The sequence below is a fragment of the Telluria sp. ZT3P26 genome (genome assembly GCF_059686035.1).
The window spans coordinates 98,947-124,002 of sequence record NZ_JCASII010000007.1; the positions used below are offsets into that span (position 1 = coordinate 98,947).

At 65.6% G+C, this 25,056-nt stretch carries 26 protein-coding genes; 15 read left to right on the top strand and 11 right to left on the bottom strand.

Features of this window, described 5'->3' with window-relative positions:
* The first annotated feature begins 35 nt into the window (after window positions 1-35).
* The 3 genes from AC56LN_RS20630 (at window position 36) to AC56LN_RS20640 (ending at window position 2,688) form a co-directional block, all read left to right on the top strand.
* On the top strand, window positions 36-704 hold the full coding sequence (locus AC56LN_RS20630; protein WP_499574481.1) for a ribonuclease HI family protein: 669 nt from the start codon (window positions 36-38) through the stop codon (window positions 702-704).
* Window positions 698-1,357 carry an HD domain-containing protein gene (locus AC56LN_RS20635; protein ID WP_499574483.1) on the top strand — a complete coding sequence of 220 codons (660 nt, stop codon included), beginning with the start codon at window positions 698-700 and terminating at the stop codon, window positions 1,355-1,357. Before AC56LN_RS20630 ends, AC56LN_RS20635 begins: the two co-directional genes overlap by 7 nt.
* A gap of 68 nt (window positions 1,358-1,425) precedes the next feature.
* Window positions 1,426-2,688, top strand: coding sequence for a TCR/Tet family MFS transporter (locus tag AC56LN_RS20640; protein ID WP_499574484.1), 1,263 nt, complete (start codon window positions 1,426-1,428; stop codon window positions 2,686-2,688).
* A gap of 174 nt (window positions 2,689-2,862) precedes the next feature.
* On the opposite strand, the gene AC56LN_RS20645 is transcribed toward AC56LN_RS20640, so the two are convergent.
* The gene (locus AC56LN_RS20645) at window positions 2,863-5,019 is read right to left on the bottom strand and encodes a TonB-dependent receptor plug domain-containing protein (protein ID WP_499574485.1); all 2,157 of its coding nucleotides are present in this window, start codon (window positions 5,017-5,019) and stop codon (window positions 2,863-2,865) included.
* A gap of 275 nt (window positions 5,020-5,294) precedes the next feature.
* Between AC56LN_RS20645 and asd the strand changes: the two genes are divergently transcribed.
* Window positions 5,295-6,146, top strand: a complete 852-nt coding sequence (asd, locus tag AC56LN_RS20650; RefSeq protein ID WP_499574486.1) for an archaetidylserine decarboxylase — start codon at window positions 5,295-5,297, stop codon at window positions 6,144-6,146.
* 6 nt (window positions 6,147-6,152) lie between these two features.
* Here the strand turns inward: asd and AC56LN_RS20655 are convergent, their stop codons facing one another.
* Window positions 6,153-7,124, bottom strand: coding sequence for a LysR family transcriptional regulator (locus AC56LN_RS20655; protein WP_499574487.1), 972 nt, complete (start codon window positions 7,122-7,124; stop codon window positions 6,153-6,155).
* Window positions 7,125-7,232: 108 nt separating this feature from the next.
* Here AC56LN_RS20655 and AC56LN_RS20660 point away from each other — a divergent pair, with 108 nt between their 5' ends.
* From AC56LN_RS20660 to AC56LN_RS20670, 3 genes are all read left to right on the top strand, one after another.
* On the top strand, window positions 7,233-7,829 hold the full coding sequence (locus AC56LN_RS20660; protein ID WP_482898460.1) for an FMN-dependent NADH-azoreductase: 597 nt from the start codon (window positions 7,233-7,235) through the stop codon (window positions 7,827-7,829).
* Window positions 7,830-7,968: 139 nt separating this feature from the next.
* The gene (locus tag AC56LN_RS20665; RefSeq protein WP_499574611.1) at window positions 7,969-8,763 is read left to right on the top strand and encodes a pirin family protein; all 795 of its coding nucleotides are present in this window, start codon (window positions 7,969-7,971) and stop codon (window positions 8,761-8,763) included.
* Window positions 8,764-8,843: 80 nt separating this feature from the next.
* Window positions 8,844-9,311: a hypothetical protein gene (locus AC56LN_RS20670; protein WP_499574488.1), complete on the top strand. Its 468-nt coding sequence runs from the start codon at window positions 8,844-8,846 to the stop codon at window positions 9,309-9,311.
* 34 nt (window positions 9,312-9,345) lie between these two features.
* On the opposite strand, the gene AC56LN_RS20675 is transcribed toward AC56LN_RS20670, so the two are convergent.
* The gene (locus AC56LN_RS20675; protein WP_499574489.1) at window positions 9,346-10,947 is read right to left on the bottom strand and encodes a DUF4214 domain-containing protein; all 1,602 of its coding nucleotides are present in this window, start codon (window positions 10,945-10,947) and stop codon (window positions 9,346-9,348) included.
* Between the two features lie 165 nt (window positions 10,948-11,112).
* Between AC56LN_RS20675 and AC56LN_RS20680 the strand changes: the two genes are divergently transcribed.
* Window positions 11,113-12,087: a succinylglutamate desuccinylase/aspartoacylase family protein gene (locus tag AC56LN_RS20680; protein WP_499574490.1), complete on the top strand. Its 975-nt coding sequence runs from the start codon at window positions 11,113-11,115 to the stop codon at window positions 12,085-12,087.
* Between the two features lie 3 nt (window positions 12,088-12,090).
* Here the strand turns inward: AC56LN_RS20680 and sugE are convergent, their stop codons facing one another.
* Window positions 12,091-12,411, bottom strand: a complete 321-nt coding sequence (gene sugE, locus AC56LN_RS20685; protein ID WP_499574491.1) for a quaternary ammonium compound efflux SMR transporter SugE — start codon at window positions 12,409-12,411, stop codon at window positions 12,091-12,093.
* Window positions 12,412-12,559: 148 nt separating this feature from the next.
* Between sugE and AC56LN_RS20690 the strand changes: the two genes are divergently transcribed.
* From AC56LN_RS20690 to AC56LN_RS20710, 5 genes are all read left to right on the top strand, one after another.
* Entirely contained in the window at window positions 12,560-12,856 is a 297-nt protein-coding gene (locus AC56LN_RS20690) for an ArsR/SmtB family transcription factor (protein ID WP_499574492.1), read from the top strand.
* 9 nt (window positions 12,857-12,865) lie between these two features.
* On the top strand, window positions 12,866-13,927 hold the full coding sequence (locus AC56LN_RS20695) for an alkene reductase (RefSeq protein WP_499574493.1): 1,062 nt from the start codon (window positions 12,866-12,868) through the stop codon (window positions 13,925-13,927).
* Window positions 13,928-14,179: 252 nt separating this feature from the next.
* Window positions 14,180-16,834, top strand: coding sequence for an aminopeptidase N (pepN, locus tag AC56LN_RS20700; protein WP_499574494.1), 2,655 nt, complete (start codon window positions 14,180-14,182; stop codon window positions 16,832-16,834).
* A 7-nt stretch (window positions 16,835-16,841) separates the two neighbouring features.
* The gene (locus tag AC56LN_RS20705; RefSeq protein ID WP_499574495.1) at window positions 16,842-17,600 is read left to right on the top strand and encodes a hypothetical protein; all 759 of its coding nucleotides are present in this window, start codon (window positions 16,842-16,844) and stop codon (window positions 17,598-17,600) included.
* Between the two features lie 85 nt (window positions 17,601-17,685).
* Window positions 17,686-18,150: an acyl-CoA thioesterase gene (locus AC56LN_RS20710; RefSeq protein WP_499574496.1), complete on the top strand. Its 465-nt coding sequence runs from the start codon at window positions 17,686-17,688 to the stop codon at window positions 18,148-18,150.
* On the opposite strand, the gene arsC is transcribed toward AC56LN_RS20710, so the two are convergent.
* Window positions 18,134-18,481 carry an arsenate reductase (glutaredoxin) gene (gene arsC, locus AC56LN_RS20715; RefSeq protein ID WP_499574497.1) on the bottom strand — a complete coding sequence of 116 codons (348 nt, stop codon included), beginning with the start codon at window positions 18,479-18,481 and terminating at the stop codon, window positions 18,134-18,136. The genes AC56LN_RS20710 and arsC overlap by 17 nt on opposite strands.
* 190 nt (window positions 18,482-18,671) lie before the next feature.
* On the opposite strand from arsC, the gene AC56LN_RS20720 reads away from it, so the two are divergent.
* Window positions 18,672-19,304, top strand: coding sequence for a 1-acyl-sn-glycerol-3-phosphate acyltransferase (locus AC56LN_RS20720; RefSeq protein ID WP_499574498.1), 633 nt, complete (start codon window positions 18,672-18,674; stop codon window positions 19,302-19,304).
* Window positions 19,305-19,329: 25 nt separating this feature from the next.
* Here the strand turns inward: AC56LN_RS20720 and AC56LN_RS20725 are convergent, their stop codons facing one another.
* A complete protein-coding gene (locus tag AC56LN_RS20725) occupies window positions 19,330-19,776 on the bottom strand; it encodes an ester cyclase (RefSeq protein WP_499574499.1) in 447 nt (148 codons plus the stop codon).
* Window positions 19,777-19,921: 145 nt separating this feature from the next.
* On the opposite strand from AC56LN_RS20725, the gene AC56LN_RS20730 reads away from it, so the two are divergent.
* The gene (locus AC56LN_RS20730) at window positions 19,922-20,782 is read left to right on the top strand and encodes a LysR family transcriptional regulator (RefSeq protein WP_499574500.1); all 861 of its coding nucleotides are present in this window, start codon (window positions 19,922-19,924) and stop codon (window positions 20,780-20,782) included.
* Between the two features lie 38 nt (window positions 20,783-20,820).
* Here AC56LN_RS20730 and AC56LN_RS20735 read toward each other — a convergent pair whose 3' ends face one another.
* The 5 genes from AC56LN_RS20735 to ureE form a co-directional block, all read right to left on the bottom strand.
* A complete protein-coding gene (locus AC56LN_RS20735) occupies window positions 20,821-22,515 on the bottom strand; it encodes a SulP family inorganic anion transporter (RefSeq protein WP_499574501.1) in 1,695 nt (564 codons plus the stop codon).
* 87 nt (window positions 22,516-22,602) lie between these two features.
* On the bottom strand, window positions 22,603-23,181 hold the full coding sequence (locus tag AC56LN_RS20740; protein ID WP_499574502.1) for a HupE/UreJ family protein: 579 nt from the start codon (window positions 23,179-23,181) through the stop codon (window positions 22,603-22,605).
* A 16-nt stretch (window positions 23,182-23,197) separates the two neighbouring features.
* A complete protein-coding gene (gene ureG, locus AC56LN_RS20745; RefSeq protein WP_482898448.1) occupies window positions 23,198-23,821 on the bottom strand; it encodes an urease accessory protein UreG in 624 nt (207 codons plus the stop codon).
* A 23-nt stretch (window positions 23,822-23,844) separates the two neighbouring features.
* Entirely contained in the window at window positions 23,845-24,510 is a 666-nt protein-coding gene (locus tag AC56LN_RS20750; protein ID WP_499574503.1) for an urease accessory protein UreF, read from the bottom strand.
* Window positions 24,507-25,049 (bottom strand): urease accessory protein UreE, encoded by a 543-nt coding sequence (gene ureE / locus AC56LN_RS20755; RefSeq protein ID WP_499574504.1) that lies wholly within the window; start codon window positions 25,047-25,049, stop codon window positions 24,507-24,509. Before ureE ends, AC56LN_RS20750 begins: the two co-directional genes overlap by 4 nt.
* Between the last annotated feature and the right edge of the window lie 7 nt (window positions 25,050-25,056).

Consider the following 25,056-nt stretch of genomic DNA (forward strand, 5'->3'; position numbering starts at 1 on the left):
TCTGTCAACGAATCAAGATCGGTTATGCTCTCGCCATGAACGACCTGAGCCTTCTGCGCGCTGCCGCATTCAAGACCGAACTGGCGGCCAGCGCGCGCCTGATGGCACGCGATGGCCTGAGCGAATTCGAGGCATTGACCCGCACGCTCACGCACAGCGCCGGCGTCGCCGGCCTCGCGCACCTGCTGGCCGAGCGCGCCGCGCTGCGCCTGCATGCGGCGCAGCAGCTAGAGCGGCGCGCTGCGCTGGCCAGTGCAGCGCGCACGCGCGGCACTGGCGCCGGCAAAACGGCGTGGCGCGCCTGGTTCGACGGCTCGGCGCGCCCGAATCCCGGTCGCTGCGGCATCGGCGCCGTGCTCGAGGGCCCCGGCGGCGTGCGCATCACCATCTCGCACGACGCCGGCTACGGCAACAGCAGCGAAGCGGAATACCTGGCCCTGATCGCCGTACTGGACGCCGCCGTCGCGCACGGCGCGCACGATGTACTGGTGGTCGGGGACAGCCAGGTCGTGATCGACGACGTGAATGGTCCTGCCAGCGCAAGTGCGCCGAGCCTGCGTGACTACCGCAGCCGCGCCTGTGCCCTGCTCGCCCATCTGCCGCAGGCGCAGCTGCGCTGGATCCCGCGTCACAAAAATCTCGAGGCCGATGCGCTGTCGCAGCGCGCCACGGCGCTACCCTTAACGGAAACAACCGAATGCTAGAGACTACTCCCACCGATTTCGCCGCCTGGCGCACGCAGCTCGTCGCGCTGGCGGCGCAGGATGCCGGCACCGACGGCGCCCACGATGGCGCCCACCTCGAGCGCGTCTGGCGCAACGCGCAGGCGCTGCTTGCGCACCATCCGGAAGCCGACCGCCTCGTGGTGCTGGCAGCCAGCTACCTGCACGACCTGGTGAATCTGCCGAAAAACGACCCTGCGCGCAACCAGGCGTCGCGCCGTTCGGCCGAACTGGCGCGCGATTTGCTGGCGCCGCTGGGTTTCCCGCCCGAAAAACTCGACGCGGTTGCGCATGCCATCGAGGCGCACAGCTTTTCGGCGGCGATTCCCGCCACCACGATCGAGGCAAAGATCGTGCAGGACGCCGACCGTCTCGACGGCCTGGGCCTGGTGGGACTGGCGCGCATGTTCTATATCGCGGGGCGCATGGAAAGCGGCCTGGCGCATCCGACCGATCCGCTGGGCGACGACCGCGCGCACGACGATCGCCGCTACGCGCTCGACCACATCGTCGTCAAGCTCGACAAGCTGCCGGACATGATGCAGACGGAGGCCGCGCGCGCCGTGGGCCGCGAACGCCTCGAACAGCTGATGACGTTCCGGGCGCAATTCGCGGCCGAGTGGAGTGGCGTCTAGCGTTGTTCAACGGCATGCAGGCGTTGCCGCAATGCTAAGATAAGCGACCGCCAACCGCCGAGGTGTCCATGACCAGTACGACCACCACCCCGCAAGCGTCAAGCGGCAACCTCAATTTCGTGCTGGTCTGCGTGTTCATCGACATGCTCGGCATCGGCCTGATCGTGCCCGTGCTGCCGTTGCTGGTCGGGCAGTTCGTCGAGGGCGCCGACATGCGCGCGCTCTGGTACGGCGTGCTGGCCACCGTATTCGGCCTGCTGCAATTCCTGTTCATGCCGGCGCTGGGCGCGCTGAGCGACCGCGTTGGCCGGCGCCCGGTGCTGCTGTATTCGATGGGTGGCATGTGCCTGAACTTCCTTGTCACCGCCTGGGCGCCCAGCCTGGCCTGGCTGTTCCTCGGACGCGTCATCGGCGGCATGTCGTCGGCCAGCATGTCGGTGGCGTCAGCCTATGCATCCGACATCTCAACCCGCGAGAACCGCGCCAAGAGCTTCGGCAAGATCGGCGCCGCCTTCGGCCTGGGCTTCATCTGCGGCCCGATGCTCGGCGGCGTACTCGGCGAAACCAACCTGCACCTGCCGTTCTACGTCGCGGCCGCGCTGTCCGGCGCGAACCTTGTCTACGGCTACTTCTTCGTACCCGAGTCGCTGGCGCCCGGCGCGCGCCCGCCTTTCGCATGGGCGCGCCTGAACCCGTTCACCGCGCTGATGCGCCTCGTGCGGCGCCAGGACATCCGCGGCCTCGTCGTTGCCGTGTTCCTGGCCACCTTCGCCCAGATGATGCTGCAATCGACCTGGGTGCTGTACACCACCTTCCGCTTCGACTGGACGCCGCGCGACAACGGCATCGCCCTCTTCTGCGTGGGCCTGACATCCGTCATCGTGCAGGCCGGGCTGCTGGGCATCCTGATCCGGCGCTTCGGCGAACCGCGCCTGGCCCTGCTGGGCCTGGGCTCGGGTGCCTTGGCGTATGCCGCCTACGGCCTGGCCACCGAAGGCTGGATGATGTACGTCTTCATCATGTGCAACGTGCTCGCCTACGCCGCCGGCCCGGCGCTGCAAGGCCTCGTCTCGAAATCCTCGCCACCCGAGCAGCAGGGCGAGCTGATGGGCTCCCTGCAGGCGATCGGCAGCCTTGCCGTCATCATCACCCCGCTGCTCGGCACCGGCATCCTCAGCGCCGTCAGCCACTTGCCACAATCAGACTGGCGCGTCGGCAGCAGCTTCTACCTGTGCGCATTCATGCAACTGCTGGCACTGATCGTCGCCTGGCGCTACTTCCGCCACCACAATATGGACCCGAACCAAGCCAAAAGCCGGGGTCAGGTCTGACATTTGGACACGACCTCGGCTTTAAGCGTCTGATTGAATGATGATTTTGCAATTTCAACGTGCGTTGAGATACCAGTTCGGAAATTATTGTCTTTTCCAAAAATAATGCTGAGCTCGTGTCCGAATGTCAGACCTGACCCCGGCTTTTTTGGGTGTGCTTCAAGGATTGCAGCGTCAAAATGCCAGCTGATACGTGAGCGTGGCGCGCAGCGGGCCGGCGTAGTAGAAGCGGCGCTTTTCCAGGCCCGTCACCGGGTCGGCGTACGACGGTTCGAAGCCTTGGTTTTCGCGCAGCAGATTGGCCAGCGACAGCCGCAGCAAACGCTTGGCGTCGATGCGCCAGGCGGCGTATGCATCCAGGTCGGTGCGCGGTGCCGTGTAATAGCCGCGATTGGCCGTCACCCTCACGAAACCATTGCGCTTGTGCGCCACGCTGCTGCCCAGCGTCAGCGCGCCCCGGCGGTAATCGATCCCCAGGTTGGCCGACAGTGGCGTTTGCCGTTCGAGACGGTTATCGGGGCCCGGTACCGATTCGACGCGCGACCAGTGGCGCGCCACGCCCGCCCGCACGTCGATCTCCGGCGCGTCCGCAAACAGGGACTTGAGCGGAAACTTCGTTTCCAGTTCCACTGAGCGGGTCTCGGCGCGGCCGTCGTTCACCGGTGTGAAGATCCAGCGGTAGCCGTCAAAATAGATGCGGTTGCTCGTGTAGTCGTCGATCCGGCGCAGCGAGGTGGCGATCGACACCATCGCGTTCTCGGCCCAGTAATGCTCGTAAGCGGCGTCGACGCCCCACGCCAGTTCGGGCTTGAGGTTCGGATTGCCCTGAAAGTCGGCCTCGGTGGCGCTGTTGTTTTCGAACGCCTGGCGCCGCGGCAGCAGGTTCCATATCTCCGGCTCCTTGTAGGTGCGGGTCAGTGCGAAGCGCACCTGGTCGCCCTTGCGGTCCGGGATCTTCCACAAGGTCTGCATGACCGGGCTCCAGACCCCGGAGCCCGTGCGGGTCGAGGCAAACGAATTGCCGGACGCGCGCGTGCGGATCCCCTCCCAGCGCAGCCCCAGGTACATCGACCAGTGCGGCGTGATGTCCCACTCGTCCTGGGCGTACATGGCCAACCGGGTCACGCGCGCCTCGAACGTTTCGTCCAGCGCCAGCCCTGACGGAAACGTGCGCACGCGATCCTGTTCGATGCGCGTCTCGTCGCTCCACATGACGCTGCCGTCCCAGCCAGTGGCAAGCGCGTGACCGCTGCCGAGTTTGCGCATCGCCTTGCCGGTCGAATTGATGCCGCGGTCACGCCGCGCACCGTCGATGCGGCCATCGGTCTCGGGATTGCCGGCAGCGTCGCGCCCATCGCGCAATCCCACATTCTCGCTGCGCTCACCCGTCAGGCCAAGCTTGGCTTCGATGCTGGCGCCGGACGGAAAGCCCCTGCTCCAGCGCAGGTCGGTGCGCGCTGTTTCGTCATCGGCGCGGTAGTGCGTGACCAGGTCGGGCGCAGGTGGCGGGCCGCCGATCAGCGTGGTGACAAGGGCATGGCCACGGTTGCGAAACCGGGTCACGTTCACGAACGTTTCGGACGTGATCTTGTCGCCGCCAGCCAGTGTCCACTCCAGGCGCGGCGTCAGGTTCAGGCGTCGCATGCGGCCACGTTCATCGGTCGCCGTCGTGCGCAGCAGGTCGAGGGCGCCGTCGGTTCCCGTGTTTTCCAGCACCATCCCATTGACGCGATCGAACCGTTCGCTCACGCCGTCGCCAGCCAGCGACCAGGCGAAGCCCTCGCGCCGGTCGCTCAGTTGCAGGGACGCGTTCGGCCCCCTGAACACATCCGAACCGAGCATGCCCAGCTTGAGTTCGCGCTCCCGCGTCTTGGCCACGTGGCGCAGGACGATGTTGACCGTCCCGGCCACCGCCTGCGTCGACAGGTCTGCTGTCGCGGCGCGCAGCACCTCGATGCGCTCGACCACCTCGGGCGACAGCGTATCGAAGCTGAAGTTGCCAGGTGCCCGTTCGCCGTTGATCAGTACCTGCGTATAGCCGGCACCCAGGCCACGCAGCTGGATCGTGCCGCCCTGACCACTGCTGCCGTCGATCGTTACACCAGGCACGCGCCGCAGCGCATCCAGAATGGAGCGGTCACCGTAGCGTGTGAGTTCGTCGCGCTTGATGACGATGCGGGTGGCCGTGTCGTCACGGCGTGGATCGTAGCCAGCGGCGCTGCCCCGGATGTCCACTTGCGGCATGCCAGGCCCGGCCTGGGCAGCCGCCAGCAACGGGACATTTGCAACAATCAACAGCGATACGGTGTAGTGCGTTGGCAGTTTCCTCACGGCGGCTTCTCCAGGTTATTGAACAGGCCCAGCCAGAATATGCCACTATGTAGCAAAATGTAAACGTAAATAGAGAACTATTTAAATCATCACATAAGAACTTGACGTTGCTATTAAATAGCATATTCAGATTACATCACAGCGCACACCTGCGCTGTCCGCCATCCCACGGCTACCTGCGGTACACTCGCCTCAACAGTGTTAAAAGCGGCAACAGAATTTCCTTTTGACATGCCCAGCTATAATGCGCACTTTTCCGCGAAAGGCGATCGACCGTGTCCCGACTCAAAGTCCTGCCCCAATATGTGATGCCGAAGCAGGCAATGACCAACCTCGCCGGGCGCGTCGCCGGCCATCGTGGCGGGTCGATGACGACTGGCCTGATCCGTTGGTTCGTGGGCAAATATGGCGTCGACATGAGCGAAGCGGCCAATCCGGACATCGCCAGCTACCCGAGCTTCAACGAGTTCTTCACCCGCGCCCTGCGCGATGGCGTGCGTCCACTGGCGCAGGCCGATTACGTATGCCCGGTTGACGGCGCGATCAGCCAGTTCGGCGACATCGATGACCACCAGATCTTCCAGGCCAAGGGCCACAAGTTCACCACGGCCGAACTGGTCGGCGGCGACCAGACGCTGGCGGCGCACTTCCAGCACGGCCACTTCGCCAACGTCTACCTGAGCCCGAAGGATTACCACCGCATCCACATGCCGTGCGACGGCCGCCTGACGCGCATGATCTACGTGCCGGGCAAGCTGTTCTCGGTGAACCCGACGACGGCGCGCGGCGTGCCGGGGCTGTTCGCGCGCAACGAGCGCGTCGTGTGCGTGTTCGACAGCGACGAATTCGGGCCGTTCGTGATGACGCTCGTCGGCGCGACGATCGTCGGCAGCATGGCCACCGTCTGGCATGGCGTCGTCAATCCGCCGCGCATGGCGCGCATCTGCGACTGGCAGTACGAGCCGGGCCAGGTCACGCTGAAAAAAGGCGACGAGATGGGCCGCTTCCTGCTCGGCTCCACCGTCGTGATGCTGTTCCAGAAAGGCGCGATCCGCTTCAATCCGGCCTGGGCACCCGAGGGCAAGGTACGCCTGGGTGATGTGATGGGCAACCGGCCCCTGCGCTGATCGTTCTCAGGCAACGTCCGGCGCACCCTCCTCCAATGCGGCCTTCGCCCTGAAGGCCGCTGCGATCTGCTCCGGCCCATGACCATGGGCCGTACAGGTGTCTTCCATCATCGCCAGAAATGCGCGCGTCTTGGCCGGCATCAGCTTGCGGCTCGGGAAGACGGCCCAGCCATTCGCGGTCGGCATTTCCCACTCCGGCAGCACCCGCACCAGTTCACCCGTCTGCATATACGGTTCGGCAAACAATGTCGAGCTGAGCGCGATCCCGGCGCCGCGCGCGGCGATGCGCGCCAGCAGGTCCGGTGAATTGGCAGTTAATCGGCTTGGCAGCGCGCGCTGCCAGCGCACCTTCCCGCGAATCAGCGTCCATGGCATCGGCCCACCGCTGCGGCTCAGGATGCACAGCACGTCGTGCGTGGCCAGGTCGTCCGGATGCTCGGGAATCCCGTGCCGGGCCAGGTAGGCGGGTGATGCAAACAGGCCCGGTTGCTCGAGAATGAACGGGCGCGCACTGAGCGTGGCATCGTCCGGCAAGTCGCCCATGCGGATGGCGATGTCGAAGTTCTCGGCCACCAGGTCGACCCGGCGCGGCGTCAGGTCCATCTCGAGCGTGACGGCCGGATAGCGCTCGAGAAAGCGCGCGATCACGTGATTCAGGGTGCTGTTGGCGAAGTCGCCCGGCGCCGAGATGCGCAGCTTGCCACTTGGCTCGCCCTGCCGGTGCTGGGCCAGCGCGCCGGCCGCCTCCACTTCGTCCGCCAGGCGCCGCGCGTGCTCATACAGGCTGGCGCCGAACTCCGTCACCACCAGCTTGCGCGTCGTGCGCTGCAGCAGGCGCTCGCCCAGGGTCGTCTCGAGCAGCGCGAGGCGGCGCGAGACCGTCGACTTCGGCAAATTGACGCGGTCGGCAGCGCGCGTGAAGCTCCCCGCCTCGACGATGCGGGCAAACAGCAGCAGGTCATTCGGTTCGACGTCCATGATTGTCCCATCAGCAGAATAATGTTATCCATTTTACGGGCTTTCGCATTGTTTTTGGAAAGACTAAAGTAGACCCATCGCAACTCCAACCCCGAAGGGAACACCACCATGAACATCCTGCACATCACCTCGAGCATCCGCGGCGACGCTTCCGAATCGACCCGCGTCACCCAACAGATCGTCGACAAGCTGGTCGCCGCCAACCCGGGCGCCACGATCGTACGCCGCGACCTGGGCGCGGCCCCGGTCGCGCTGCTCGACGGCGCGGCGCTGGGCGCGCTGTTCACGCCGGGCGACCAGCGCAGCGCCGCGCAAGTGGCGCGCGTGGAACAGGACGATGCGCTGATCCTCGAAGCGCAGGCGGCCGACGTGATCGTGCTGGGTGCACCGATGTACAACTTCGCCATGCCGGCGCAGCTGAAAAGCTGGTTCGACGCCATCGCCCGCGCTGGCGTGACGTTCCGTTATACCGAGACTGGTCCGGAAGGCCTGCTGAAGAACAAGAAGGTCTACGTGGCCGCAGCGCGTGGCGGTGTCTACGAAGAGGCGCAGGATCCGCAAGTGCCGCAGATGCGCGCGCTGCTGGGCTTTTTGGGCCTGGTCGACCAGACCTACATCTACTCGTCGGGCATGGCAATGGGGCCGGACGCCGTGGCTGCGGGCCAGGCAGCGGCCAATGCCGCCGTCGAAGCGGCGCTGGCTTAACACCCGCAGTACCCCGGCCGCCATCAGGCGGCCCAACCACCAGGAGAACAGATTGACCGCTACCGTCACGCAGCCAGTCACCACGGCGCCCCTCGCAAAAAGCCGTGGCGTCGAGCGCCTCATCAACGGCCAGTTCGTGATGGACGGCGCGGGCGTTCGCATCAACCGCATCCTGACTGGTCCCCTGCAGCGCCGCCTTGACCCGTTCCTGATGCTCGATGCGTTCGGCAGCGACAAGCCGGGCGACTACATTGCCGGCTTTCCCGAGCACCCGCACCGGGGCTTCGAGACCATTACCTACATGCTGGCCGGGCGCATGCGCCACCGCGACAGTGCCGGCAACGAAGGCCTGGTCACGGATGGCGGCGTGCAGTGGATGACGGCAGGCCGCGGCGTGATCCACTCCGAGATGCCGGAGCAGAACGCCGGCCTGATGGAAGGCTTCCAGCTGTGGCTCAACCTGCCCGCGAGCGACAAGATGACGGCGCCGTGGTACCGCGACATCCCGCTGGAAGAAGTACCGCGCGTGACGACCGCCGACGGCGTGACCGTGCAGGTGATCGCCGGCCACACGCATGGCGTCGACGGTGCAGTGCAGCGGGCGCACACCGAGCCGCTGTATCTCGACCTCGAGATCCCGGCCGGCGTGACGTTCGAGCAGCCGATTCCGGCCGGGCACAATGCGTTCGTCTATGTGTTCCGTGGTGAAGCCGTGATCGACGGAAAAGGCGTGCCGCAAACGCGCATGGCGATCCTCGACAATGCCGCCGGCGCCGATGGCGTGCGGATCAAGGCGAGCGCCCCGACGCGCCTGCTGGTGCTGGCCGGGCGCCCGCTGAACGAGCCGATCGCGCAGTACGGGCCGTTCGTGATGAATACCCAGGCCGAGCTGCATCAGGCGGTCGAGGATTTTCGCGCCGGGCGTTTCGCGTAAGCGCATCGTCATCGTTCATTGAACGCGTGGGCAGGCATGCGCTACACTCTCGGGATGACACAAGCGCAACACAGCCTGCCATGGCACTGCTAGACACCCTGGGCGACCTGCTCGCCCGCGCCAGCTATGCCATGGGCCTGGAAAACGCCGACCGGTTCCCGCGCGGTCATGCCCACCCGCATACGCGCTGGAACAAGGCCTACTTCGATATCCCGTCCGACCTCAAGGCCGAGCGGATGGAAACCATCATCTGCGCGGCGATTGCCAACACGCCCTGGGTGTTTGGCGCGATCCGCAATCCGACCCCACGCATGCAGCGCGCGCTGCTGGCCATCATCGACGCGCGCCTGCGCCGCGCCGATGCGCCAGCCGATCTGGTGGCATTGCTGATCAAGGCGTACCGTCAGCCGCACACACCCGACATCGTGCCGGGCTTGCGCGCCACGATCGCGGCCAATGCGCAATTCGACGAGAACATCCAGGCGCATGCGGTGCTGGCGTATCTGGGTGATGCGCCGGCAGGCTTCGGGGTCATCGAGGCGCGCTAAGCCTGGCAAGGGGCGCCTTCAGCGCCCCATCAAGTCAGCCGTAAGGGGTATAGACGATGCCATTTCCGATCAGTTCGATCGCCTGCTGCTGGTTTTCGGCGCTTTCGCTGAATGCAGCCAGGATGTCGGCCCGATCTGCGCCCTTGGCCAGCGCGTCCTTCCAATACAGGACACCGCTGGCATCGCCGGCGCGGTGCAGCACGTTCTGATACAGCGCCGCAACAAAGGCGCTGTCGTCGGGGCGCGCACCATACAGGCCGGCAAATTCGCTGCTCGAAATAAATCCGCGGGCCATCTCCGGCAGGCTCATGCCGTGCTCTGCTGCATGGAGCCAGAACCCCAGTCCTTTCTGATCGGGCGCGCGGTCGAATGCTGCCGTATACAGCCGGAATGCCTGGCCGAGATCGCCGTCGAGGGACAGCGCGACAACCTCATTGCTCTGCGTGAACATCACTTTCTCGAAGCCTTTCAGGTCGAACAGGTCGCGCGCGCCCAACTTGATCTGAAAGCCGGCGGCGCCGTGCACGATCGTGTAGTCCGAGCGCACGCCGTCATACACGACAGCGTCTGCCGTGCTGGCCGAACCACCCGACGGCGGCATCCAGTATCGTCCTTGGGTCGCCACGCCACCACCCGCCGTTCCCTCGATGTCGATGACTTCAAAGAAGTTGACGTAGCCGGCATTCCCATGGGTGTCACGTAACGTGGCATTCCTGAATCCCAGATGATATTCGCCGGGCAGAAGCGCACCGGTGAGCACAGGATCGAGCGTCAGGGTATTGCCGGACACGTGGACGCGGGGATCGTTCAACGCCCAGGAGAGTGTCGACACGCCACCGCGAATCTCGATGCTGCCATTGCCGGTAATTTGTACCGGCTCGTCGAAGGTCACCACGATAGCCCCATCGACGGTCCCGGTTCCCGCGACGACTGTCGGGCCGGTGCGATCGGCCGCGCTCAAGCTGATATGGTAAGGCAGTCCGCCAGCTGCCGGTGGATACCACGAAGCCATCTCGGCGGCAACCAGATACTCACCGCTGCGCGTGGCGGTAAAACTATGGCTGGTGGTAACCGCATCCTTCACGGTCGAGCTCGAATTGCCGTCGACCGTCAGGCGGAGAAATGATGCGTTGCCCAGGTTGCCGCCGTCGGCACTGACCGAGACTGTATAGGTCAAGCCGGCCACTGCAGTAATCCTGAACTGGTCATGATCGAACGCGTAATTGAAGACCGCCGCCACCGGGGCCGCGCTGGTCAGCGTTCGCGCCAGCGCCGGCTCGTTGCTGGCATCGTCCGGCGCCTGGCGCATGCCGACCCGGTAAGCGCCAGGCTGCCCGCCCTTGATCTCCAGGTAGTACTGCCCGGCTTCAAAAGGGACAAACGGGTTGACCAGCTCATCGGTGAACAAGGTATCGGGCTGCGTGGTGTACGCAATCATTTTTGTCTGCGCATTCCATACGGTGAGGATCGGTTGATTGCCGTTTTCCGCTTGCAGCGTGAACAGGTAACCATGGTCTTGTTTCAGGTCCAGGCGAAACCAGTCGGCGTCATCGCGATGTTCAAGCGTTCCCCATACCGTCCCGCCGTCCGGCAGACTGCCTGTCGTTGTCGTATCGTTCGCGTAATCATCGGCCATGCCAGTATCTACCAGGAAATTGAAAAAAGAGCATTGTAATTACGCTGTAGCCACAAGTCATCTTTTTCGATGATGCAGTGGAAGGCGTCTGCAGCGACTTCCCGTCCAGGCAGTATTTCCCGATAAAATACCGGCTTCTCGCTTACTCGCTTATTCGCCCCGACAATGACCTCTGCCCGCCAGTTCCAGTTCAAATCCATCAACTACACCGGCCTGCAGCCAGGCCCGCGCGTCATCATCATGGGCGCGACCCACGGCAACGAGGTGTGCGGCACCAAAGCCATCCGGCGCGTGATGGACGAGATCGACAGCGGCGCGCTGCACATCGCCGCCGGCAGCCTGACGTTCGTCCCGATCGTCAATCCGCTGGCGTACCAGCAGGTCACGCGCAATGGCGACCGCAACCTGAACCGCGACCTGTTCCCGAAAGCCAATCCACAGGATTTCGAAGACCAGATCGCGAACTGGCTGTGCCCCCTGCTCGGCCAGCACGACGTGCTGCTCGATATCCACTCGTTTGCCGCCACGGGCGAGCCGTTCGTGATGGTCGGCCCGCTCGACAATGACGGCACGCTGCAGCCGTTCCGCCACGCCGAAAACGAGCGTGCCTGGGCGCGCCGCCTGGGCGTACGTCGTTTCGTCGATGGCTGGCTGGCGACCTATGGCGACGGCGTGCAGCGGCGCAGTCGTAGTGCCGACGAACTGGAAACGGTGTTGCGCTATGGCGTGGGCACGACCGAGTACATGCGCAGCACGGGTGGCTACGCGCTGACGCTCGAAGCGGGCCAGCACGACGATCCGGCCGCGCCCGATGTCGCGTACCGCGCGATCATGAATACGCTGGCGCACCTGGGCTTGATTGCCGCGCCCGACCCGGTGCCCGTTGATTTTGACGCCATGGAAGCGCTGTCGATGGTGGTCGTGCACGACAAGCTGCACGCGGATGACGCGTTCTCGCGTCCGTGGAAAAGCTTCGATCCGGTGGAAGAAGGTGAACTGATCGGCACCCGCGCCGACGGCACGCCCGTGACCGCCGAGTTTGGCGGCCGCATCCTGTTCCCGGCAGCCAGCGCCGCCGCCAATACCGAGTGGTATTACCTCACCCGCCCGAACCCGCGGTTCGGGCGTGAACAGAGCTAGTCGTCAAGCCGGCGACAGCAGCTTGAGCATCACGATGCCGCTGATGATCAGCGCGATCGCCAAAAGGCGCAGCGCGCCGGTCGGTTCGCCCAGCATCAGCATGCCGAAGATCGCCGTGCCGACGGTGCCGATGCCGGTCCAGATGGCGTAGGCGGTGCCCAGCGGGAGCTGACGCAGCGCCAGGCCCAGCATGCCGACGCTGGCCGCCATCGTCGTCACCGTGAACACCGATGGCCACAGGCGCGTGAAGCCCACCGTGTATTTCAGGCCGACGGCCCAGGCCACTTCGAGCAGGCCGGCGATGACAAGATAGATCCAGCTCATGGGGTTCCTCGCACGTTGTCGCGTCAAAAGGCGGCGAGTATACCATCGGCCCTCCGTTGCAAAATCGGACCGTCGCCAGCAGACTTTTTTTGAATATCGTAAGATGACGATATTCGGATCGAAAGATCCCGATATAAGGAACCAACCGATGGACATCGACGCGATCCACAAGGCCCTGGCCAACCCGGTGCGGCGCCAGATCCTGCACTGGCTGAAAGATCCGCAGTTGCACTTCAGCGAGCAGGAACACCCGCTCGAGATGGGTGTGTGCTGCAAGCTGATCGACCAGCGCACCGGCCTGTCGCAATCGACCGTGTCGGCGCACCTGGCCACGCTGCAGCGCGCGGGCCTGGTGGGCACGCGCCGCGTTGGCCAGTGGGTTTTTTATCATCGCAACGAGGAAGCCATTGCGGCCTTCCTCGCCCAATTGAACAACGCAATCTAGGAAAACAAGATGACTACCATGTTTGATCCGATCAAGGTCGGCGCCCTCGAATGGCCAAACCGCATCGTCATGGCGCCGCTGACCCGCTCGCGCGCCGATGCCGGCCGTGTCCCCAATGCCCTGATGGCCGAATACTATGTGCAGCGCGCTTCGGCGGGCCTGATCCTGTCCGAAGCCACCTCGGTCACGCCGATGGGCGTGGGTTACGCCGACACGCCGGGCATCTGGTCCGACGAGCAGGTCGAAGGCTGGAAGCTCGTGACCGATGCCGTGCACGCCGCCGGCGGCCGCATCTTCCTGCAACTGTGGCACGTGGGCCGTATCTCCGACCCGTCGTTCCTGGACGGCCAGCTGCCGGTGGCCCCATCGGCGATCAAGCCGGACGGCCATGTGAGCTTGCTCCGTCCGAAGCGTGAATACGTCACCCCGCGCGCGCTGGACATCGAAGAACTCCCGGGCATCGTGTCGGCCTACCGCAAGGGCGCCGAGAATGCCAAGCTGGCCGGCTTCGACGGCGTGGAAATCCACGGCGCGAACGGCTACCTGCTCGACCAGTTCCTGCAAGACTCGACCAACCAGCGCACTGACGCATACGGCGGTTCGATCGAGAACCGTGCACGCCTGCTGCTGGAAGTGACCGATGCCTGCATCGACGTCTGGGGCGCCGACCGTGTCGGCATGCACCTGGCGCCGGCACGCGACTCGCACGACATGGGCGACTCGACGCCGGCCGAGACCTTCGGCTACGTCGCGCGTGAACTGGGCCGCCGCAAGATCGCGTTCATCTTCACCCGCGAAGGCCAAAGCCCGGACGAACTGGGCCCGATGATCAAGAAGGAATTCGGCGGCGTCTGGATCGCGAACCAGCAGCTGAGCAAGGAAAAGGCCGAGGAACTGATCGCCAGCGGCACGGCCGATGCCGTCTCGTGGGGCCAGCTGTACATCGCCAATCCGGACCTGGTGGAACGCCTGCAACTGAACGCACCGCTCAACAAGCCGAACCCGGACACGTTCTACCATCCGGGCGCGACCGGCTACACCGATTATCCGGCGCTGCCGGCCACGGTGTAAGCATCCCTTTCTCCGCGCCCTCGCCCGCTCTTGCCGGCGAGGGGCGGCGCTTCTTCGAACAGGACCTGCGGGTCCTGTTTTTTTTCGTATTGACGGCCGAATGAAGCATATGTATGCCATACGCATGCAAGAAAAAGGTTCGTCACGGTGGGTGTCCAGCCACGAACGTTAGTGATATTCTTGCGCGATTGTCAGATTGTTAGATTATTACTGCGCGCACGCGTCGATGCGCCTACCGAGAGAGGATTTTCAGTGAACGTTCCAGCACACCGCGCCATGGCGCTTGCCATCGCTTCCGCCATCGCCTTGGGCGGCGCCGTCCACGCTGCGCCGGCAGCCCAGGGCGTGCGCGCCGAGACGCCGTTCCTGTCGCAGGTCGACGCCTTTGCCCGCTCCGCACGCGTATCGAACGTGGACTATGTGCTGGACTTCACGCTGACCGGCAAGGAAACCTTCGCCGGCACCACGACCGTCACGTTCGACCTGAAGGATGCCGACGCGCCCGTCACGCTCGACCTGAAGGACGCCACCGTCAAATCGGTCAGCGTCAACGGCAAATCGGTCGCCACGCGCTACAACAAATGGTTCGTCACGCTCGACGCGGCCAGCCTCGCCAAGGGCCGCAACACGGTCGTCATCGATTACGAGCGCCTGCACAGCACCAATGGCGAAGGCCTGCACCGCATGGTCGATCCGGCCGACGGCCGCGTCTACACCTATTCGCACTTCGAGCCGGTCGCCGCCCAGCAGATGTTCGCCGTGTTCGACCAGCCCGACCTGAAGGCCAGCTACACGGTGTCGGTCACCGCACCGCGCGACTGGCACGTCGTCACGACCACGCGCGAAACGAAGATCGACGAGCGCGGCGCCAACCGCCACTGGACCTTCAAGACCACGAAACGCCTCAGCCCGTACAACTTCTCGCTGCACGCCGGCCCGTACGAGGTCTGGGAAGACAACAGCGGCAAGTACCCGATGCGCCTGTTCGCGCGCCAGTCGCTGGCCAAACTGGTGGTCCCGGCGGACTGGTTCCGCCAGACCAAGGCCGGCATTGGCTTCTTCGAGGAATACTTCGGCATCCCGTATCCGTTCGAAAAGTACGACCAGCTGATCGTGCCGGACTTCCTGTACGGCGCAATGGAAAACGCGGGCGCGATCACGTTTGCCGAAGCGCGCTACGGCGTGGCCAATATGACGGCCGAGCAGAAACAGTCGCTGACCGAAGTGATCATGCACGAGATGGCGCACCAGTGGTTCGGCAACCTGGTGACCATGAAGTGGTGGAACGGCCTGTGGCTGAACGAAAGCTTCGCGTCGTTCATGGGCGTGCTGGCGACGGTCGAATCGACCGAGTTCAAGGATTCGTGGCAGAAGTTCTACCAGAGCGGCAAGCAGCGCGCCTACATCCAGGACCAGACCGCGAGCACGCACCCGATCGAAGTGCCGGTGCCGTCGTCGAGCAATGCCTTCGACAACATCGATGCGATCACCTATTCCAAAGGCGGCTCGACGCTCAAGCAGCTGCGCCACCTGCTGGGCGAAGACGTGTTCCGCAAGGGCGTGCACAACTACCTGGTCAAGTACTCGTGGAAGAACGCGACGCTCGACGATTTCATCGGCAGCCTCGGTGAAGCAGCAGGCCGCGACCTGTCCGGCTGGACCAAACAGTGGCTGTACAACGCCGGCGTAAACACCATCGCCGCCAACTACAGCTGCAGCGGCGGCAAGATCCGCAACTTCACGCTGGCGCAGACCGCGCCATCGAAAGAGCTGCCGACGCTGCGCGAACAGCGCGTGCAGGTGGGCGCCTTCAAGATCGACGGCGGCAAGCTGACGCTCGTGAAGAACGTCCCCGTGACCTACACGGGCGCCAAAACCGCGGTGCCGGAGATGAACGGCACCGCCTGCCCTGACCTGGTCTACCCGAACTACCAGGACTGGGGCTATGCCAAGGTCAAGCTGGACGGGCGCTCGTTCGCCACCGCGCGCACGAACCTGGCCAAGGTCGACGATCCGCTGCTGCGCGCGATGCTGTGGCAAAGCCTGTGGGACGGCGTGCGCGATGCCGAGCTGCCACTGAACGACTTCATCACCGTGGCGCTGAACAATGCGCCGCTCGAGAAGGATTACACGCTGCTGGGCGATGTACTGGGCAAGGTCAGCGAGTCGAAGGCCTACCTCAATGCGATGAACCTGGATAACGCCTACACGCGCCAGACCACGCTGGCACTGGAAAAGATGGCATGGGACGGCGTGCTGGCCAACAAGGGCAACGCCGACTTCCAGCGCCGCTGGTTCAATCAGTACATCGGCGTTGCCAGCAGCCCGGACGCGCTGGCGCGCCTGGCAGGCATCCTTGATGGCAAGGTCGATGCGGCCGGCGTGCCGGTGGGCCAGCCACAGCGCTGGTCGATCATCGCACGCCTGAACCGCTACAACTATCCGGGCGCGTTCGACCTGATCGCGCAGGAGTCCAGCCGTGACAAGTCGGACGCCGGGCAGATCGCGGCCGTGGCAGCGACGGTCGTCCGCCCTGACGCCGCTGTCAAGGCGGACTGGGTCAAGCAGATCGAAGACCAGAAGACGGCGCTGCCGTTCTCGCGCATCCGCACCGCAATGGGCAGCATCTTCCCGGCCGAACAGGGCGCGCTCAATGAGCGCGACGCCGATGCGCGCCTGGCACGCCTACCGCAGGTGGACAAGACGGGCGGCCCGGTCTTCATGCGCGCGTATGCCGGCACGATGATCCCGGCGACCTGCACGCCGCAAAGCGTGGCGCGCCTGAGCCGCGCAGCGGCAACGATGACGGACCTGTCGGCGTTCACGCGCCGCACGCTGCTCGACACGCTGCAGGACGATCAGCGCTGCGTGGCAATCAAGGCAAAGCTGAGCGCACCGAAAGGCTGATCGCCACATGCTGGCTGCCGGGATCCTGACGCCGCGCCGCAGGCCCGGCTGGCCGCTTGCGCTCACCCTTGGCCTGCACCTGCTGCTGGGCTGGTGGTGGTTGCAGGCGACGGGCGTGCGGGTGCTGCCGGCGGATGTGCCGGCGCTCCGTGAATTCATCGTGGTGGCGGTGCTGGCGCCGGCGCCTTCCCGTCCTTCCACTGCACCCGCTGCCGCAGCGTCAGCACGACCGCGCGCAAAGCAGGCAAGCGCTGCGCGCGCCGTTCCTGCCGTTCCTGCCGTTCCTGCCGTAGTGCCAGCGGTGCCACAACCGGTCACGCCAGCGACTGCGGCCATCAGCGAACCTGCTGCGGATCCCTTCCCCACCCCGTCCGGGGCAGCACAGGACAGCACTGCCACAGGCGACGACAGCCTGGCCAGCCGCGGCAAACGCACGGCAGGCGCCATCGACCACGACCTGCGCAAGGGAAAACTCGCGCCGCTCGAGCCGGGCGACAACAAGTGGGAGCGCTTTGCGCAGGCGGTCGGCGACGCACGCGTGGATACCTCGCGCACGCTGACATCGGACAGTTACACGGGGCCGGACGGCGTCGTCGTCTACCGCTTCCGCCTGGGCGGCCGCACCTGGTGCCGCACCGGCGGCGACATCAGGCCAAGCCCGTTCGGCGCCCAGGGCGGCGGCGCGGCGCTGTTCGACAAGGCCGGTGGTGGCGGCTTCGCTGGTCTGGTGCAATGCCCGACGCGCGTGCAATTCAAGCCCAACTGAGCCGCTGGCAGCGCGCGCACCCGCGCTGGCGGCCCTGCCGTAGAATGGCCGGGTTTGCGGCGCTGCCGCGCATGGAGACAAGACATTGGACTGGGATTTTCCGCAACCGTTCATCCTGGCGGTGACGCCGCAGACCGGCGACATCGATGGCCTGAACCACACCAACAATGCCGTGTATGTGCGCTGGTGCGAGCAGGCCGGCTGGGCGCATTCCGACAGCCTGGGCCTGTCACTCGACGACTACCGGCGCCTGGACCGGGCAATGGCAATCCGGCGCGGCGAGTACGATTACCTGCTGCCCACGTTCGTTGGCGAAGCGCTGCGCCTGGCCACCTGGCTCGTGGGCGGCGACGGCAAGCTGTCGATGGAACGGCGCTTCCAGCTCGTGCGCGACAGCGATGGCGCCACCGTGCTGCGGGGCCGCTGGGACCTGGTCTGCATCGAACTGTCGAGCGGGCGCCCACGCCGCATGCCGGCTGAATTCCTGGAGACCTACATGCCGGTGATTGTGTCGGCGAGCGTGGGCGGGCCGCCTACAGGATCTCGTTGACGCGCGTGAATGGCCGGCACAGCCGCACACCCTTGGGCGTCACGACAAATGGCCGCTCGATCAGGATCGGGTGCACGACCATCGCGTCCAGCAGCGCATCGTCGCCGACGCCTGGCTGGCCCAGCCCCAATTCGGTGAACACTGTCTCCTTGCTGCGCACGGCCTCTCGCGCCGTGATGCCCGCTTCCTGAATCAGGCGGATCAGCGTGTCACGCGTTGGCGGATTGACCAGGTAATCGACAATCTGTGGTTCGTGGCCGGCTTCGCGGATGGCAGCCAGCGTGTTGCGCGAGGTGCCGCAGCGGGCATTGTGGTAAATCGTGATGGCCATGGTCATAGCAAAGGGGTGTTTCCTGTCAGGTTGTGGTGGATCGGACACGCACATGATAACCACAGCGCATACCCGTCATCACTATTTTGCTTGTACCCCCTCCCCGCACGGGCTAGAATCGCACGCTTGATTTTCTTGCGCGTAGCCAACTGCAAGCCTTGCAATGTGCTGACGCCACCCTGGAGACCAGATGACCGACTACCTGCTGCGCCCTGCAGCCCTGCCTACCCTGCGCCAGCGCGCCGCGCTGCGCGTGCTGCAATTGTTTGGCTGGAAGGTGTTCTTCAAACCGTTGCCAGGGCCGCACGGGGTCTGCGTCATCTATCCGCACACGTCGAACTGGGATTTCCCGATCGGCCTGCTGGCCACATGGGCCATGGGCACGCAGTTCAAATGGCTGGCCAAGGACACGCTGTTCCGTGGACCGATGGGCCGCCTGATGCGCCACTGGGGCGGCGTCCCGGTCGACCGCCGTGCACCGATGGGCGCGACGCGCCAGCTGGCCGACACGATGCTGGCCGCGCCATCGTTCTGGATCGGCATCACCCCTGAAGGCACGCGCGCCTATCGTCCCAACTGGAAAAGCGGCTTCTACCACCTGGCCCTGACGGCCAACGTGCCGATGGTGCTGGTGCGCTTTGACTATGGCAAGAAAGAGCTGAGCCTGGTCGACACGATGACGCCGACCGGCGACGTCGAACGCGACATGGACGCCATCCGCGCCGTCTACGTCGGCAGCCAGGCGCTGTACCCGGAAAACGCGGCGCCGATCGTGCTGGCCCCGCCGCGCGACGAACAGCCGGCGCAGCGCAAGCGCGCCTGACGCCGTTCAGTGGCAACAAGCAGGTTCAGCCTTGTGGCGGGAACTGCCCAAGCTGCAGAAAGAGACCGAACCAGTCCTCCATGTGCCAGGTGGTGGTGATCAGGCCGCCGGCCAGCGTGTGAAATTCGTGCAACCGGAAGCTGACCTGCTTGCCGGTTGGCGCGATGCCGAACAGCTCGCCCAGATGCGTCCCGCTGATTTCAGCGCGCACGGCGACCTTCCCGGGGGCCTGGATCGTGTCGTGGATCGTGATGTGCACGTCCGGAAATGCGGCTGCCACCATGCGAATGATCGGCTTGATGCCAGCAGGGCCCTGCTCCTGGCCCGGGGCCAGTGGAATGTCCTCCCATGCCGGGGCGAGTACGGCATCGACAAGATCCGGGTTCTGCTCGCTGAACGCGCGGTACAGCGTTTCCACGGCGGTAAGTTCGGTGCGTAACTGGTGCGACAAGGCGGTGGTTGACATCGTCATCGGAAGGATCTGCTTGAAGTTGAACGAAGCGCCAGTGTGTTCTGCGCAGTTCAATCAGTCCAACAGATAAGCGATATACCGTATTATTCGGTTCATGGATTTTCATGGCATCGATCTGAATCTGCTGGTCGCGTTCGACGCCTTGATGAGCGAACGCAACGTCACGCGCGCTGCGACCCGGGTGGGCGTCAGTCAGCCGGCGATGAGCGCTGCCCTGTCGCGCTTGCGTAACTTGTTGGGCGACCCGTTGTTCCAGCGCAGCAGTGCCGGCCTGGTCCCGACTGCGCGCGCCCGCGACCTGGCGCAGCCCGTGGCCGCGGCCCTGCATCAGATCGCGCTGGCGATGCTGAGCCAACCCGCGTTTGAACCCGGGACAGCGTCGGTCACCTTCAAACTGGGCCTGCAGGACTATCCCACGCTGGTCCTGTTGCCGGCGCTCGTCGACGCGCTCGAACACGCCACGCCCGGCATATCGTTGAATATTCTCGCGTATAACGACCGTGACACTGCCGTCGATCTGCTCGATGCCGGGGCGATCGACGTCGCCGTTGGCGTAGCACCGGGCTTGATGGATGCCCGCATCCTGACGCGGCCTCTGATGCGCGATGCGTTTGTCACGGTCGTGTCGGCCGACCATCCGGCGGCCAGTGGTCCGATGGACTTGCGCACCTATCTCGACCTGCGGCACGTGCTCGTGTCACCCGAAGGGCAGTTGCATGGTCTCGTCGATCAAACCCTTGCGCAACAGGGCAAGCAACGCAAGCTTGCCTTGACCGTGCCGCAACTATTTGCCGTGCCCGCGGTCATTGCGCGCACGCAGATGGCTGCCACCATCCTCGAGCGTGCAGCGATTCAGGCGCAGGCCAGCCATCGGCTTGTCATGGTCCCGCCACCCCTGGCGCTGCCGGACATCACGTTCCACCTGATCTGGCATCGCCGTAGCGACAGCAACCCCGCCCAACAATGGTTCAGGGAGTTCATTGCAGAGCAGTCAGCCGCCTTGTAAGTATCCCTGACGCTGAGCCCAGCAGCGCACGAGGACTGCTACGGCGCACCCGGCGGCTGCGTGGCCGCTGCCGGCGTGCCGGCTGCACGCGATCCGGCCAGCTGGTCCCACGCAATGGCGGCGCTCAGGAATATCTGCCCGTTGAGCTTGCTTAGCAGGTCGCTTTCCTTGAGCCGGTCCATGACCGGCCCCTTCACTTCGGCCAGGTGCATCAGCACACCGCGCCGGTTCAGCGAGCTGTTCAATTCTTCGAGGCCAAACAGTGCCGACGTGTCGATCGCATTCACGGCCGACAGCACCAGCACCAGATGGCGCGTGCCCGCATGGGCAACGAGTTCTTCATCGATGCGCTCGTTGACGGCGTCCACATTGCCGAAGAACAGGCCGGCATCGACCCGCAGCATCAGCAGACCCGGCGTCGTTTCGGCCGAATAGCGGTCGACGTTACGGAAGTGTTCGGTGCCGTGGATGCGGCCCAGCACCGCGATATGCGGCCGGCTGGCGCGCCAGATCAGTACCACCATCGACAGCGCCACGCCCACCAGCACCCCGGCTTCGACGCCCAGGACCAGCACCCCACCGGCGGTGGCCAGCAGCGCCAGTGCATCGGCGCGGTCGTAGCGCCAGGCGGTGCGCAGCGTCGACAGGTCGAGCATCCCGAGCACCGCCACGATGATCGTCGCCGCCAGCGTCGGCAATGGCAGCAGCGCGAGCCAGCCGGTGGGCAGCACGAGCGCCAGCGCCAGCAGGCCCGCCGTGATCAGGCTCGCCAGCTGCGTGTTGGCGCCGGCCGCGAAATTGACGGCCGACCGCGACAGGCTGCCGGTGACGGGGAAACCGCCGGTCAGCGCACTGCCGACGTTCGCGGCGCCAAGGCCGACCAGTTCGCGGTTGCTGACCAGCTTTTCGCCGCCGCGCTTGAGCGCCAGCGCCTGCGCGCCCGACATGCTGATCAAAAACACCATGAAGCCGATCAGGAGCGCCGGTTGCAGCAACGCCTGCCAATGCTGCGACGATGTCGCCAGGTTCAGGCCAGGCAGGCCGGTCGGCACGGCACCGGTCGTGGCCACGCCCATCTGCACGAGACCCAGCTGCTGCACGAGGGCCATCGCGCCCAGCACGACGGCAATCGGCGCCAGCTTGGCCCCGACGTCGGCCGCTGCCGCCGGGATGCGCAACCGGCGCAGCAGCGGGGCCAGGTGGCTGCGCGCGGCCAGCAGCAGGACGAGCGAACCGACGCCCAGCAGGATGCTGGGCCAGTGCGGCGTCATGCCGACCTCGATGGGACTGCCCACCAGCGTGCGCAGTTGCCCCCACGCGATGACGATCGCCGAGCCGATGGTGAAGCCGCTCATCACGGGCCGCGAAAAGAAATTGGCGAGAAAACCGATGCGCAGCAGCCCGCACAGCAGCAGGACCAGGCCGGACAGCAAGGCCAGTTGCGCGGCCAGCACCCCGTACAGCGCCGTGCCGGGCGTTGCCAGCGGCGCCAGCGTGGACGCCGTCATCAGGGAAATGATCGCCATCGGTCCGACCGATTGCGTGCTGCTGGTGCCGAACAGCGCGTACAGCAAGGGCGGGACAATGCTGGCGTAGATGCCGACCGCCGGCGGCAGGCCCGCCACCAGTGCGTAGGCCATGCCCTGCGGGATCATCATCATCGCCACCACGATGCCGGCACTGATATCGCCCGGCAACGCGGCGCGCCGGTAGGGGCGCAACCACTCAAGCATGGAAAGTCCTGGCCGGGACGGCCGACAGTAAAAAGAGCGCTAGCGTAGCATGATTACCAGCCCACGCCGAGCCTCAGGACCGACGTTTCAACGGGCCAGCGCCACCAGCCAGATGCCCGCGACGCCGATCGCCGCGCCCAGCGGCCGGCGCAGGCGCTCGCCCGGGATGGCGCCCAGCAGCATCAGGACTGCACTGGCCAGGATGAAGCCGGCACCACTGGCCATGCCGGTCAGTTCATTGCCGTGCGCAAGGCCATGCACAAAGGCGCAGGCGCCGACGGTGAGGACCGCTATCTGCGGCTGCTGCAGGCGCGGCGCACATGCCGCCAGCCCGCCCAGCAGCAGCACGCTCGCCGCGATCGACAGTTCGAGTGCCGGCAACGCCACGCCGCTGCTACTGGCCGCGCCCAATGCCATCATCACGAGGAAGGTCGGCGCGAGCAGGTAGCCGTGCTGCTGGCGGCTCCAGAGGCCCACGGCCAGCAACGCCAGCAGATGGTCGACGCCCGTCACCGGGTGCAGCAGGCCGGCCGCGAAGCCGCTGTCGGGCGCGTGCCCCGGATGGGCGGCCGCCGGCAGCGAGACTGCGAGGGTGGTCATGGCCACGCCCGCGCGGGCCAGGTGGCGTCGGATCGCGTGGCGCAGCGAAGCCGGATGTGTCGTCATGGTCATCTCCCTGGTGTTATTGGTGGATTGCGTCGAGCAGGCCCTGGTTGCGGATGAACGCGACCACGTCCTGCACGCCCTCGCCCGTGCGCATATTGGTAAACACGAATGGCCGCTCGCCGCGCTGGCGCCGTGCATCGCTTGCCATCACCGCTAGGTCCGCCCCCACATGCGGCGCCAGGTCGGTCTTGTTGATGATCAGGAGGTCCGAGCGCGTGATGCCCGGGCCGCCCTTGCGCGGGATCTTCTCGCCGCCGGCGACATCGATCACGTACAGCGTCAGGTCGGACAGCTCCGGGCTGAAGGTCGCGGCCAGGTTGTCGCCGCCCGATTCGACCAGCACCAGTTCCAGGTCGGGAAAGTCGGCCTGCAGGCGCGCGATGGCTTCCAGGTTGATCGACGCGTCTTCGCGGATCGCCGTGTGCGGGCAGCCGCCCGTCTCCACGCCCATCAGCCGCTCGGGCGCGAGCGCGCCGGCGCGCAGCAGGATGTCCATGTCTTCGCGCGTGTAGATGTCGTTGGTGATCACGGCCATGTCGTAATCGTCGCGCATGTGGCGGCACAGCAGTTCGCACAGCGCGGTCTTGCCCGAGCCCACCGGCCCGCCGATGCCGACCCGCAGCGGATTGGAGGTTGTCATGGTTACTCCTTCTTGATGGATGATCACGATCGGTACAGGCGGCCATGCTGCACTTCGTGGCGCATCGACAGCATCGACAGGCCGGGCGCCCAGTTCGACAATTCGTCGTCCTGCAAACACCGCGCCATGTCGACGGCGCGCTCGATGTCGGGCCGCAGCGACAGCAGCAGGCGCTGGCCGGCTACCTGCCCCAGCGGCACCGACTTGACGCACACCAGCACCTGGTTCTCGACCCACGCGAACGCCATCGCCAGCAACGCTTCTTCGTGCGGGATCGCCAGTCCGTCGACGGCGCAGGCAAACGCCAGCGGCAGCGTGACGTCCTCGCCCAGCGCGCGCGTGTCGGCCACGCCCAGCTCCGCGATCAGGCGACTGAGTGAATACCCCATCTGGACCGATTCGGCGCGCAGTTCGGCGGTGTCGCGCGACGCGAGGAAGCACTGGCCCCAGTGCGCGATCGCGTCGGCGTCGCGCGCAGCAAAAGCGCCGAGGAGACGCCACAACACGGGCGCATCCCAGCGCGCCACCACGTCATGCAGGTAGCACGCAATCCAGGCGCGGGCACTGTCGGCGTCCGTGACCAGGTCTTCTTCGAGCGCCGCTTCGAGGCCCTGCGAATAGCTGTAGCCGCCGATCGGCAAGGCCGGACTGGCAAACTGCAGCAGGTGCAGCAGACTGGCGGCGTTCATGGCGGCCCTGGCTCGACCGGCGCGACCGGCGCGCCATCCGACGGCCGGTGGATCTTCTGGCGCAGCGGCACCGGGGCCAGCAGGCCGCCCGGCCCGTGCTCATGATGATGACCGTGGCCGCCGCCATACGCCCCTGCCTCCGGCTCGAATTTGGCCATTTCTTCACCGACGTCGGCGCCGAGCCCTTCGACCATCTCGCGCAGTACCGGATCGACACGGATGCGCAGCCAGCCTGGCCCCACCTGGGTCTGCGTATGGCGGTTCCCCAGGTGGAAAGCGCAGCGCGCCAGCAGCGTCGCGTCGCCGCAGCGCACGACATAGGTCGGCTCCAGCGCGGCCTCGACGCGAACCACCCGCCCGCCTTCGCCCAGCAGCAGGTCGCCATCGCGCAGCACGGTGCCGCGCACGAGGAACAGCGCGACCTCTTCGCCCGAGGCCAGGCGCGCGCGCTGGCGGCAGCGCTCCCGCTGTTCGAACGGCAGCAGCAGCGTGTCGTGGACGACATCGGCGACGGGGATACGGGTATGCAGGGAAATCATCGATAGT